Source organism: Roseburia inulinivorans DSM 16841, assembly GCF_000174195.1.
Lineage (GTDB): Bacteria > Bacillota > Clostridia > Lachnospirales > Lachnospiraceae > Roseburia > Roseburia inulinivorans.
In genome coordinates this window covers 74646-87916 of record NZ_ACFY01000170.1, presented here as the reverse complement: position 1 = coordinate 87916, position 13271 = coordinate 74646, and the positions used below count along the sequence as shown (strand labels likewise).

Annotated in this window: 13 protein-coding genes; 1 reads left to right on the top strand and 12 read right to left on the bottom strand. The window is 43.2% G+C overall.

What is annotated here, in order from left to right:
- Nucleotides 1-73: 73 nt before the first annotated feature.
- Nucleotides 74-1879 (top strand): DUF885 domain-containing protein, encoded by a 1806-nt coding sequence (locus ROSEINA2194_RS18860; RefSeq protein WP_227970508.1) that lies wholly within the window; start codon nt 74-76, stop codon nt 1877-1879.
- Between the two features lie 714 nt (nt 1880-2593).
- Here the strand turns inward: ROSEINA2194_RS18860 and ROSEINA2194_RS18855 are convergent.
- From ROSEINA2194_RS18855 to ROSEINA2194_RS18800, 12 genes are all read right to left on the bottom strand, one after another.
- Nucleotides 2594-3148, bottom strand: a complete 555-nt coding sequence (locus ROSEINA2194_RS18855) for a hypothetical protein (protein ID WP_007890506.1) — start codon at nt 3146-3148, stop codon at nt 2594-2596.
- Nucleotides 3145-4326, bottom strand: a complete 1182-nt coding sequence (locus ROSEINA2194_RS18850; protein WP_007890505.1) for a M56 family metallopeptidase — start codon at nt 4324-4326, stop codon at nt 3145-3147. Before ROSEINA2194_RS18850 ends, ROSEINA2194_RS18855 begins: the two co-directional genes overlap by 4 nt.
- Before the next feature lie 2 nt (nt 4327-4328).
- Nucleotides 4329-4694, bottom strand: a complete 366-nt coding sequence (locus tag ROSEINA2194_RS18845; protein ID WP_007890504.1) for a BlaI/MecI/CopY family transcriptional regulator — start codon at nt 4692-4694, stop codon at nt 4329-4331.
- A 161-nt stretch (nt 4695-4855) separates the two neighbouring features.
- Nucleotides 4856-6103: a CapA family protein gene (locus tag ROSEINA2194_RS18840; protein ID WP_007890503.1), complete on the bottom strand. Its 1248-nt coding sequence runs from the start codon at nt 6101-6103 to the stop codon at nt 4856-4858.
- A gap of 9 nt (nt 6104-6112) precedes the next feature.
- A complete protein-coding gene (rsmI, locus tag ROSEINA2194_RS18835; RefSeq protein WP_007890502.1) occupies nt 6113-6955 on the bottom strand; it encodes a 16S rRNA (cytidine(1402)-2'-O)-methyltransferase in 843 nt (280 codons plus the stop codon).
- 47 nt (nt 6956-7002) lie between these two features.
- Nucleotides 7003-7755, bottom strand: coding sequence for a prolipoprotein diacylglyceryl transferase (locus ROSEINA2194_RS18830; RefSeq protein WP_007890501.1), 753 nt, complete (start codon nt 7753-7755; stop codon nt 7003-7005).
- A gap of 307 nt (nt 7756-8062) precedes the next feature.
- Nucleotides 8063-8806, bottom strand: coding sequence for a tRNA1(Val) (adenine(37)-N6)-methyltransferase (locus ROSEINA2194_RS18825; RefSeq protein WP_007890500.1), 744 nt, complete (start codon nt 8804-8806; stop codon nt 8063-8065).
- Nucleotides 8793-9701: a PSP1 domain-containing protein gene (locus ROSEINA2194_RS18820; RefSeq protein WP_007890499.1), complete on the bottom strand. Its 909-nt coding sequence runs from the start codon at nt 9699-9701 to the stop codon at nt 8793-8795. The genes ROSEINA2194_RS18825 and ROSEINA2194_RS18820 overlap by 14 nt, the downstream gene beginning before the upstream one ends.
- 1 nt (nt 9702) lies before the next feature.
- Nucleotides 9703-10692, bottom strand: coding sequence for a DNA polymerase III subunit (locus ROSEINA2194_RS18815; RefSeq protein ID WP_007890498.1), 990 nt, complete (start codon nt 10690-10692; stop codon nt 9703-9705).
- Nucleotides 10693-10703: 11 nt separating this feature from the next.
- Nucleotides 10704-11144, bottom strand: a complete 441-nt coding sequence (locus ROSEINA2194_RS18810) for a YaaR family protein (RefSeq protein ID WP_007890497.1) — start codon at nt 11142-11144, stop codon at nt 10704-10706.
- Nucleotides 11145-11162: 18 nt separating this feature from the next.
- Nucleotides 11163-11750, bottom strand: coding sequence for a nucleoside/nucleotide kinase family protein (locus ROSEINA2194_RS18805; RefSeq protein WP_044928992.1), 588 nt, complete (start codon nt 11748-11750; stop codon nt 11163-11165).
- A gap of 31 nt (nt 11751-11781) precedes the next feature.
- The gene (locus ROSEINA2194_RS18800) at nt 11782-13239 is read right to left on the bottom strand and encodes an aminotransferase class I/II-fold pyridoxal phosphate-dependent enzyme (protein ID WP_044928990.1); all 1458 of its coding nucleotides are present in this window, start codon (nt 13237-13239) and stop codon (nt 11782-11784) included.
- Nucleotides 13240-13271: the final 32 nt, after the last annotated feature.

Genomic DNA, 13271 nt, shown 5'->3' with positions numbered 1-13271 from the left:
TACATATGATGTGTTAATTAGATATAATAGAATTAGGCTTTTATTCTAGCATATGAAGTGAGGTAATGCAAGGTTGAACCAAAACAGATATTCTAAAATTTTTACAAAGAAAAAAGTCGCATCGTCCGCCGTGTGTGTGGTGCTCGCCGTTTCACTCTTTGCCGGTTGTGCGCACTTTGAATCAATTGAATACAGCCAGGAAATATCCGAAGAAAATCCCCAGACCGTTGAAGCCTTTGATCAGTTCATAAACGATATTTTTGAGACGGAAGTGACGGAAAATACGATCAATCTGCATTTTACCATCTCGGATCCCGAAAAATATGGCATCACCGATTACCCTGTCACTTTAGGCGATCTCTCGATCGATGCCATGGCAGACAGCAACGCAAGACTGGAAAATTACCTGTCGGGTTTAAACTCTTTTTCCTACACAGAACTTACCTTAAACCAGCAGCTCACTTATGATATATTGGAAAACTATTTCCAACTGCAGCTGGATATGGCTGACATGTATTTGTATGATGAACTGCTGCGCCCATCGACCGGTGTTCAGGCACAGCTTCCAATCCTGTACGAAGAATACTCCTTCAACAGCAAAAAAGATGTGGAAGATTACTTGAAACTCCTCGCTTTAACAGATGAATATTTTGACCAGATCATTTCTTTTGAAAAGGAAAAGGCAGATGCAGGACTTTTTATGTCCGATTTTGCATGCCAGAACATTATCGATCAGTGTAATGCTTTTATTGCGGATTCCGACAATCACTACCTGATTGAAACTTTTAATACAAGAATTGATAAGCTCACAGGTCTGACCCAGTCTGAAAAAGACCATTACAGACTGCAGAACGAAAAAATACTCCACGAACATATTTTTCCAGCCTACGAAAATCTCGCTGCTGCGCTGACAGACCTTTTAGGTTCCGGAACCAATGAAAACGGACTTTGCTATTTCCCGGAGGGAAAACAATATTATGAATATCTGCTTGCCTACAACACCGGCACTTCCGAAAGTGTCAAAACCCTGGAAAATATGATTTCCAATGAACGGGTAAAAGTATTGCAGGAATCCTCCGACCTTACTACTGAGAACCCGGAGCTTTGGGAGCTTGCCTCCGAAGCAACTCTGACACCAACGGATTCTGCAACCACATTAAATCATTTAAAAGAGGTTATGCTGGATGATTTCCCTGCTCCGCCGGAAACAAGTTATACCGTCAATTACATCGACGACTGCGTGGCAGATTATCTTGCTCCGGCATTTTACGTGATCGCACCGATCGACGATTACTCACATAACTCTATTTATATTAATGAAACAACGGATACTACCAATATTTCCTATTTTACAACGCTTGCACACGAAGGATTTCCGGGACATCTTTACCAGACGGTCATGACTTATGAATCCGGGATTGAGCCGGTGCGCTCGATTTTAAATTATTCCGGTTTCGTCGAGGGCTGGGCGACTTATGTGGAATTCCAGTCTTATCATTATGCAGGTCTGGATGACGATGTTGCCACCATTTTAGAGCTGAATCAGGATGCCACCTTAAGCCTCTATGCCTCCACCGATATCGGTATCCACTATGAAGGCTGGACTTTGGAGGACACGAAAAAGTTCTGGAATAATTACGGAATCACAAATGATGATGCGATTGAAAGTATTTTTGAGCTGATCGTGGAAGAACCGACACATTATTTAAAATATTATATTGGATTTTTAAAATTCGAGGAATTGAAGAAGGAGACTTCCCTGAAAAATATCAAGAATTACAATGACAAATCCTTCCATCAGGCGGTACTGTCCATTGGACCGGCTCCATTTGATATTGTGGATAAATATCTGCCAGCATACTATGAATATATTGAGTAACCGGAGTTTAACTAGTGTAGTGTCGCAGATTTTGTGGTGCTTTTATAGGCTGTGAGGGGCAGATATAGGCGCCCTCTCGCAAGTCGTGATTTTATAAGTTTATGAAAAGAAAAACGGTACAGACGAAATATGATGTTCCTGTTCGCCGGGCATTCCGATAAGCCTCTGAAGAGTCTTATCTCCATGGCTCACAAAGGAAATCATATTTGTCTGTACCGTTTTTCTTTTATTTACTTTACGATTGCCTTGTGAGAGGACACTTATACATGCCCAATCAACGTTATGAATCGCACCACAAAATCTGCAATTTACGTTATGGAACTCTGGCTATGGGCGGAATGCCTGACGGATTTCACAGACTTAAATCATTGCATGCTGCACAGTCTTGGATAAATAAAAAACAGAACTGATTTGTTTTCAGGATTTTGGGAGCGGCCGGTCCTTAGAAAGCAGACATTGCGATTTCAAAAGACAATGTAATTGGATTTTGAAATCACGATGGATGCTTTCTTAGTACCGCTGCCAGCGACAACAAGCGGAAGCGCTCCTGAAAACAAACAGTTCTATTTTTTATAGTTCTATACACTTTGTTGGCATGCAATTGACATAACCTGCGGAAATCCGTAACACCACCCACAAGCGGCAGTTCATAAGTTAAACTCCAGTTATTTATTCATAATCCTGCGGAATCCAGATTCCATCCTCGCTGTCAGGCTAGATCATTTTTACAAACCGCTCTGCGCCGTCCTCGATAAAAGTGATTTTTATATTGATACCTTCTTTCGAGCCGTCCTGCAACGCCTCCACTTGTACTTTGTTTTCGTTATCCAGCAGATTCAACAAATACTTTGCAGCCAATACCGGATCCTTTAGATTCTGATATAACATAGAACTGGAAAGCAGACTGTTCATAACCAATGCATCATACATGCCATTGACCGTGTAATCCATTGGCGTGCCATTAATTTGCGGATATGCCTCATCAAATTCCGTTCCTGATACAATATAATCCAGAAAACGGATATTCTCATCCGTCACTTTATAACTTCCATCTCTCTCCTCAAACGTAATATCTTCTTTCCACACCGTAACATGTGGATCAGATGTCCATGCATAGTACAAAATCTCTGCTGTGTTTTTTCCATCATAGGAGGTCGTGATCGTATACCCCTTCGAATTTTCATCCGACGTATCCCACATTGGCCACGGGCTTGACCATCCAAAGATGGTATCTCCTTCGTCGATCACAAGCAGCTGCTCCTTCATCATTTTTTTCTTGCTCCATCCATGCACAAACTGTCAATCGCCGCTCCGTCCCTGTCACAAAATGCATCCGCCCAGGTTTGCAAGAAACTTTGTTGTTGTGCCCGAATCGCATCGGACTGCTTTTTTAATAAGGCATTTAGTTCTGATTCCTGATCAGCCAAAGAATCCTTCTCTGTGTTTAACGTTTGGTCAGTCAGACTGCTTTCTGATAATTCGGTTGCAATATTTTCTTCCACATTATCGTTCTTTTTCGGATTGGTAAGAAAAAGTGCTCCTATTATCACACAGAAAAGCAATGCTGCTGCAATCAGCCAGAAGGTCGGCTTTTTAAAATTCAGGATTCCTTTTACTCTCTGTTTCACACCCACTTCTCCAAATGCTAACGGGCAGACGGTGATCATTTTTCCCGGCACATGGAACGAAAGCAGGACAAGTGAATACTCTTTTTTCTGCTCTGCGCTCCAGTCCTTTATCACACGCTCATCGCATGCCATCTCAATGTCCCGGCAAAACAAAATGTACGCCAGCCAGCAGAACGGATTGAACCAATATACTGCAAACAGCACATAACCAAGTGGTTTCCACAGATAATCCAGCCGTCTGATATGCGCTTTTTCATGCGCCACAACATTTTTTATCTGAACTTCTTTTAACGATGATGGCAGATAGATCCGAGGATTTAACACTCCAAAAATAAATGGTGTCTGGATTCTGTCACAAATATAGATATTTCCTTCTATGCGGACGGATTCTCTCACTTTCCTGCGAATATGTACATAACTGACTGCTGCATATACGAGCAAAACCGCTACACCGCATAGCCAGATAGATGCAATCAGGTTCATCGGGTTTTGCGCCGTCTCCTGCTCCGGAACTGTGATACCCTCAAAATAATATTTTGCAAGATACCGGTTTGCCGTGTTGTCTAAAGCCGGCATTTCTGCCAGAACCTGCGATGTTACCGCACCTGCTTCAATGCTTACAACCTGTGCGTTTGGTGCGAGGCTAAATGTCGTCTCTAATTGAAACGGGCACAGCAGCCGGATTCCAACCAGCGCCCACAAGATACAGTGAATCCACTTCGGCGATTTCCTCAGCAGACAGCGTGCCAGCACCACAACCACGATCAGCACACTGGCAGATATACTCATGTTCAACAATTTCAAAAAGAGTCCTGACATTTTCAGCCCTCCTTTCCAATAGCATCGATCATTTTCTTTATCTCGTCCACCTCTGATTTATTTAATTTTTTTCTCGTTGTGAACGCGGCAAGAAACGCCGGAAGGGAACCTCCAAAGTTTTCCTCCACAAATTTTTCACTCTGGGCAGCGTCGTATTCCTCTTTCGTCATCCGGGCGGAAACCATTCCTTTTTCGTTCTGAAAGATTCCCCGCTCGCACAACCTCTTTAAAACCGTGTAAGTGGTCGACTTTTTCCAACCAAGCTTCTGCTCACATAATTTCACCAGCTCACCGGACGGAAGCGGTTCATTGCTCCATATGATTTCCGCAAACTGCGATTCTATTACCCCTAATCTTAATTCCTCCATTGTTACCTCCTTGGTCTAATGCTTGTAGACTTGTTGTTTTTAGTCTACAGTCATTAGACCAATTTGTCAAGAAAAAAAATCCACAGATATGTGGAAATCAATTACTTTTTTCCTCATATCTGTGGATAAATAAATTTTTATAAATTTGTTTCCTTCCAAAATCACTCCCACAAATCGCCCCAGATATCCGTACACAATTTTGTACAATATTCTCTGGAAAAATTTGCGTCCTGTTCTATGATCGCATTTTTTCCTGCCATTTCATCTGTATAGTCTCTCAGAAAGTAAGTGGTAACTCCGCCATGCCCCTGTTCCACCTGTGTCACAAGTGCATTCACGCCATAATCTACAATAAATCCCTTGCCAGCCTCATCAAATCCAACTGTGATCTCTGCCATGCCTCCCACCATACGGTTTGCAATTCCATCACCGCTGCTGGATGTCCAGTTGACGAAATTTCCAAGAGAATAATAGACGAGCATTTGATGTCCGGTTGTCTCATCCTCTACCCATTCAATTGGTTCGATCACATGCGGATGCGTTCCGAGCACCAGATCAGCACCGCTTTCTGCAAAAATTTTTGTCCACTTTTTCTGCATGCTGTCCGGCTGCAGACTATATTCTGTTCCCCAATGCGGACACACAATAACAAAATCGGACTGTTCTTTCGCTGATGCAATATCTGCTTTTACTTTTTCTTCGTCCAGAAGATTTACTGCATACGGCATATCCGAAGGCAGTGCAATACCGTTCAGACCGTATGTATAATTTAATACCGCAATTTTTATGCCATTTTGCTCTAAAACGGTAATGGTATCCTGCGCATCCTGACTTTTATTAATTCCAAGAATTTTTATGTCAGGATATTTTTTCTCCCAGTTTGAAAGGCAATTAGTAATTCCTTTTTTCCCCTGATCCATGGCATGATTTGTTCCATGCAAAATGACATCAAATCCGGTATCTGCCAATGCATCCGCCACCTCGTAAGGTGCATTAAAACTTGGATAGCCAGATACCCCAAGCTCCTCTCCGCCAATGATAACTTCCTGATTGACAATCGCAATGTCCGCCGCCTGCACCTCGTCTTTCACATTGGCAAAAAGGATGGAAAAATCATAAGAGCCATCCTCTGCCTGACAGCTTTCTTCCACCGGAGTGTGAAGCAGAACATCCCCGACCATGGTAAGTGTCACGGTCGGACCTGAATACACATCTGAGATTTCCGGCTCCTTGGTTGTAATATCCACAGCCTGTTCTGTCTCTGCCTGAATGTTATCCACGCTTTCTGTATTTTCGACTTCGTTATCCACGGAAGCTTCCTCTACATGGTTGAAACTGTAGATCATTTCCTGCCTGTCACAACCGGATAGCGTGAACATAGCAAGCAATATCATTGGTATCTTTTTCATTTTCACCTCCTACGAAAGCAACGCCTGATACACATCCCTCTTACTGATCCCACGGTCTTTTGCCACAAGTTTCATTGCCTCTTTCCGTGCAATGCCCTGGCTCTCATATACCTGCATATGTTCCTCTAATGTCATGGATTCCCAGTTTTTCTTCTCTTCCTCGGCAATCTCCTCAAAACTCTTTCCCTGCAAAACAAGGACATACTCGCCGCGTGGTTCGTTTTGCTCATAATAGCTGAAACTGTCACCTAACGTTGTCTGCATTTTTTCCTCATATCGCTTTGTAAGCTCCCTGCAGATTGTAAGCTTTCTGTCACTTCCAAGAACGCTCTCCAGTTCCTCTAACGTTTTCACAAGATGGTGCGGTGCCTCATAGATAATGATGGTTCTTGTCTCATTTGCAAGCCCGTCTAAAACAAGCGCCCGCTCTTTCTTATCTCTCGGCAAAAATGCTTCAAACGCAAATCTTCTGGTCGGAAGCCCGGACATTGTAAGCGCGGTGATACATGCGGCTGCCCCCGGCAGAGAAGTTACCTCAATGCCTTCCTCGTAGCAGATACGTACCAGATCTTCCCCCGGATCAGAAATTCCCGGTGTTCCGGCGTCGGTGATAAGTGCAATATTCTTTCCCTCACGCAACTTGTCCACCAATTGGTATGCCTTATCAATTTTATTAAATTCATGGTAGCTTGTCATAGGTGTTTTTATCTCAAAATGATTCAGCAGTTTGATGGAATTTCTCGTATCCTCCGCTGCGATCAGATCAACCTCTTTTAACGTGCGAAGTACCCTGTACGTGATATCCTCAAGATTTCCAATCGGTGTCGCACATAAATATAACTTTCCTGCCATGCCGGCTCCTTTCCAATTATGCTATGCTTTTCATCCTGTACATGCGTTTATTTCTTCTCTGATATTTTCGGAATCACAAAGTACAGCACGATTCCGAGCGCCACGATTCCAAAAGAGATAATCTGTGATGTGGAAAAAATTCCTATACTTCCACGATAATCATTTCGTAAAAATTCGATCAAAAATCTTCCCACGCCATAGAGCACCAGATAGCCTGCTGCCACTCTGCCCGGCTTTGGATTCTTAGATGCATACCACAATAATACGCCACAGATTAGAAAATCACCTGCGGAAGAGATCAGCTGCGTCGGAATCAGGCTTACACCGTTTGGTGCAAAATTAGAATGTGTAAAGGTAATGCCATACCACGCATGTGTCTCTCTACCATAGCAGCATCCGGCACAGAAACAGCCGATACGGCCGAATCCCTGTGCCATGGAAACTGCTGGCATCACAAGATCAAAATAAGAAATAAAATTTTCTTTTTTGATACGGCAATAGACATAACTTGTCACAATTCCACCGATAATTCCACCATAAACGACGTATCCGTTTTTGAAATCCCATAAAATAGATGGATCTTCCATAATTGCCGGAAGCTCTACAATATAATAGAGCAGGCGGCAGCCAACCATTCCACCAATCAGCGCACATAAAAAAATACCGAAAATCGTATCCTCACTTAAGCCTCTCTTCTTTCCCCTGTAATTACATAGGAAAAGTGCCGAAGCAAATCCAATCGCAATCATCAATCCATACATATAAATCGTGATCGGTCCAAGTGTTATCTTATTAAACATATAATCCTCCTTGTTTTGCGAAGCAAAATGCGACTGCTCTTGCAGGAGCAGAGGATTTAGCCTCCTTGTTTACCAGACTTATAAACTGATAATTACGAAACTCTCATGCCGTAGATTTAATTGTGCTAAAATAACAAAAGCTTGAGAAGACACTGGGGAGCCGCCGGTTCTTGCATGGCAGACATAGCAACTTGCTATGGCTGGCATGTTAGTACCGCTGCGAGCGACACGTAGCGAAAGCGTGTCTTCGAAAATTTTGTTATTTTATCACAATCTTCACACGCCGTATTGAGTTTCGTATTACCAATCAATATCCATAAATGTCATAAATCTCATCCGTATACACACCCTGCTCCTTGTATACAATGAGCGGCTTTTCCACTGTCACACGGGATTTTCCCCCGCGCAATCCCTCGATCAACACCATATTCGGTTCCTTATCAATATAAGGATATACCAGGCGCATACGCTTCGGCTCTATCTTATATTCCACCATTTTACTCATGATCTCTGCCAGACGGAATGGGCGATGTACCATATAAAATCTGCCTCCCGGCATAAGCATTTTCGCGCTCTCCCGCAAAATATCGTTCAGCGTGCACAAAACCTCATGCCTTGCAATCGCTTTTGCTGTGGATGGCGAGTTTTCCCCATGAGTGCCGATCATGTACGGCGGGTTTGTTGTGATGACATGAAAAGAAGATGCTCCAAAAATATTTGAAGCATCCCTGATATCTCCTGTGACTACTTTGATCTTATCCTCGAGATGATTGTACGCGACACTGCGTCTTGCCATATCTGCGCTTTCTTCCTGAATCTCTAACGCTGTAAAATCTGCTGCGTCCGTCTTTGCTTCCATTAAAATCGGAATAATTCCGGTACCGGTTCCAAGATCCAGTACTTTTTCCCCTGCCTTTGCTTTCGCAAAACCGGATAATAGCACAGCATCCATGCCAAAACAGAAACGCGCCGGATTCTGGATGATTCCATATCCATTGCGTTGCAGCTCGTCCAAACGCTCTCCTTCATAAATCAGATTATTTTGTATCATCAATCTTTGACTTTCCTCCACGGTCTTCTAATGCAGCCAGCTCTTTCATTTCCTCGGCAGTAAGCTTCACATCTCTGCGTCGTTTTGGTTTGAATTTCAACTGATCTGCCTGATATTCCCGCAGTTCCTTCTCATCATTGACTTCCACTAAAACTTTTACAAGCTGGCGAAGTACATTTACAGAAGAAACTTCGCCCTTCAAACCATCATCCGTTGTGACATAATCACCAACGTTTGGCAGACGGCTGTTGAGATACTCGTATGTCTCTTCCTCATTTTTCAGACAGCACATCAGTCTGCCGCACACGCCGGAAATCTTGGTTGGATTCAGGGAAAGATTCTGCTCCTTCGCCATTTTGATTGATACCGGTGCAAACTCGGAAAGGAATGTGTGACAGCACAGTTCACGTCCACAGATTCCATATCCACCCATAATCTTTGTCTCATCGCGGACACCGATCTGACGCAGTTCGATCCTTGTGCGGAATACGGCTGCAAGATCTTTTACCAGCTCACGGAAATCAATTCTTCCGTCTGCGGTAAAATAGAACAGCAGCTTATTATTATCAAATGTGTATTCTGCTTCCACTAACTTCATATCCAGCTTATGTTTTGCAATCTTTTCCAGACAGATCTTAAACGCCTCTTTTTCCTTCTGGCGGTTCTTCTCTGCCTGCTTTTCATCCTGCTCAGTCGCAATGCGGATGACCGGTTTTAATGGCTGGACGACGCTCTCCTCGGACACTTCCCTCGGATCGGTCATGACAGTTCCCATCTCTACGCCTCTTGCAGTCTCTACAATTGCATGCATGCCTGCTTTTAACTGTAACTTTCCAGGTCCGAAATAATATATTTTACCTGCATTCCGGAAACGGATTCCTACTACTTTTACCATTCTAGTTCTCCTTAATTGTCAGCAGTAATAACTCAATCACCAGATCAAAGTTTACGTTTGCGTCCAGACGTATCTGGGCTTTGCGCAAAGCTTCCAAAATACTGTTGATTCCATTGTAAGAGCTTTTTTCTGCCTGTCGTTTTATGTCGTAGACCTCATCCTTGAAAATAAGGCCATTTACGTCACCTGTTGCTTTAAAATATAATACATCACGATACCAGATCATCATCAGATCAAAGTAATCGTTAATTTCTAATTTGTAATCTGCGATCTGCTTTACCGCAGCGGTCATCTCATAGAGATCAATATCATCGAGACGCTTGATCAGCTGCAATGCGCTTGCCTTCATCTCATTAAAATCATCAGAGGACGCAAGCTGGATTGCTTTTCCCACATTTCCCTGTGCAAATGCCACACACACATCCGCCTGATAGTCAGGGATCTGATACTTTTCCATCAGGAACTTTTTGATTTTCTCATCCGGCACAACTTTAATATTCAACGTCACGCATCTGGATAAGATCGTTGGCAGAAATGTGTCCGCATTCGTTGTCAAAAGCATGATGACCGCATATGCCGGCGGCTCCTCGATGGTTTTCAGCAGTGCATTCTGTGCCTGCTGGTTCATCTTCTCCGCCTCATCAATGATATATATCTTGTGACTGCTGCTGTATGGTTTCACATCAATATCATTATTTACCTGTGTACGGATATCATCCACAGAAATGGTATTTGGCTTGTCGTGGTTTACATAAATAATATCCGGTTGATTATGTCCTAGTGCCTGTCTGCAGGAATGGCACTCCATACATGCCTCTTTTCCATGCTTTTCACACTGCAAAGCCATTGCAAATGCTTCCGCCAGCATCATTTTTCCGGATTTGTCCGGTCCATTGATGATGTACGCATGGGATACTTTATCCATCCCGATCGCATTCTGTAAATGCTCTATAATCTGCTCATGTCCGATAATATCTTTAAATCCTGCCATATGCCGCTCCTTTAAGTCAATATATCCAACAACAATCCACGGATCTCACCTATCCTGCTCAGGATCGCAATGTGATCCTTCTCATCCTTCACAAGCTCCCTTGCCAGTTCATCCAGATTTGAATCGATCAGCCGGATCAGTCCATACACTCTGTGCCGTCCTTTGCGGTCTAAGAAGTTCTCTCTGGAAAACTTGTGTGAACGATACACCACCTCATTTAAAAAGTCTTTGATCAGTCCACGGTATTTTTTCATATCGCGGATATCCATATGCTGTGCAATACGGTTTCCCTGTGCCGTGATATCATTCATCAAAAGATCGACTTTTGCCTGAAGATCTGCATCGGTGATGGCACTCGCCAGAGTGAATTTGAATGTTCCATCTCCGGTTTCCGTTGTCACTGTATCAGGTACCTGTGTCACCTGTGCTATATTATTTACTTTAATATCCACCAATGCTCACCTTCTTTCCTACCTGTTTTCTAAAATTACTCTACGGATTTCTTCCTCTGTCTCATCGAGATCCTGATTGACAAATCTTCTTGTAATTCCGGCTTCGTTTAACTTTTCCTCTGAAAAATCTTTCGCATCTGCCAGAAATCTGCGGCAAAGTTCCTCATACTTCGGGCTTTCCTGCATACGCTCTCTGTTTAATGCCCGGCTTAGACGCTCGCCGTCTTCCACTTCTATATAAATCGGCACGACTTTCTCTTTTCCAAAGTAATCACGGATCTTTAAATAAGATTCCAGTGTTCCTATGATCAGATAATTCTGGTGTTCCAGATCGATCTGGTCATCATTCACGGTAAGATATTTCCAGATTCCATGGATGGTATCGTAAGCACGAAGCTCGATAATACGCCCTTCACGCTCCAATTCTTCCACTTTTTCCTCATCACAGAAAAAATATTCTACTCCATTTTTTTCCCCGGCACGCGCCGGTCTTGTCGTGTATGGAACAATGGTCTTTAACGCGAGACTTTCATCTCCCAATATCTTTTTAAACAGGGTATCTTTTCCCGTGGAACTTTTTCCCATGATACAATATATTTTACCCATTTTTCCTGCCTCATTTAGTATAATATAGTCTTTAAAAATATACAATCTTTAGAATTTTTTCCTGCACATCAGAACTACCTTCTATTCGCAGTCCAAGTGATAAGCATTCCTCAATATTATCTGCCAGACGCTTCGTGATAATCTCTCCCGGAACGATCATCGGAATTCCCGGCGGATACAGATAAATCGTGTCCGCAGACATATTTCCGACTGCTTCCTCTAACGTTACTTCTTTATAAGGAAGCTCCTCCGCCTGATAAATCTGCATTTCACGCGGATATTTCTGATATATTTTCTCAATAAAGGAATGATACATCCCATCATCTGGCAGATGATTCAAATTTTTGCTTCCTTTTGAAATGTCCTCCTGCATCTTTGCATCGATCTCATGCAGTGCGCCTGCCAGACGCTCCAATCCCTCGTCCTCGTCCATCAGACTTGTCATTCCCAGCACATAATAACCGGAAACCATCTCCATCTGTAAATGGTATTTTTTCAAAAGAATCTGATGCAGTTCATCCCCTGTCATCCCAGCTCTCTCGGCAAAAATGACCAGTTTGGAATCGTCCCAGTCAAATGCTTCCTCAATACTCAAATCTTCATTCTGCATGACATGCAGGTATTTTAAATCGGCTGTTTTCTCATAAAAAGCTGTCAGACGTTTTCTGTAATCTGCAAAAAGCTGCTGCCCATGTTCTGCAATCAGCCGGATACACGAATCCATTCCCGCCATAAAAATATAGGATGGTGAACTCGTCTCGTAAATGGACAGATACCGCTCCACCCGCTTCTCATCAATGAGATCAGACGCCAAATGCAGCAGCGCTGTCTGGGTAAACGACGGTAATGTCTTATGTAAACTCATAATCACTGCGTCCGCACCAAGTTTTACTGCATTTTCCGGGAAACCGCCTCCGAATCCAAAATGCGCTCCGTGTGCTTCATCCACGATAAGCGGAATCCCATGTTCATGGCACACCTCTGCAATCTTCGCCACGTCTGACACAATTCCCTCATACGTCGGGGAAGTGAGAATCACTGCCACTGCGTCAGGATTTTCATATAACGATTCCTGCACCTGCTCTACCGTGATCTGTCCCTGGATTCCATTTTTTGTGATGGAAGGATACAGATATTCTGCCTGTAATTCATTCATATATAATGCATGATATACCGCTTTGTGACAATTTCTTGCGACTAATACCTTGTCTCCACGCCTTGTGGCAGCACTGATGGCAGCCAGCAAGCCACAGGTACTTCCATTTACAAGAAAAAAGCACCGTTTTGAATGGTAAAGCTCTGCTCCGCGCACTTCGGCTTCCTTTATCATACCGGTCGCATGATGCAGATTGTCAAATCCGTCAATCTCCGTGATATCAATCTCATACGGATTGGGAAACGACAGACTTTTTCTTTTGTGTCCCGGCATATGGAACGGATAATAGTCCGACTGTGCATATTCCTCTAAATCATCTATCAAATACTTCATGTAAACCTGCTCCTGATGTTCGATATCCATAT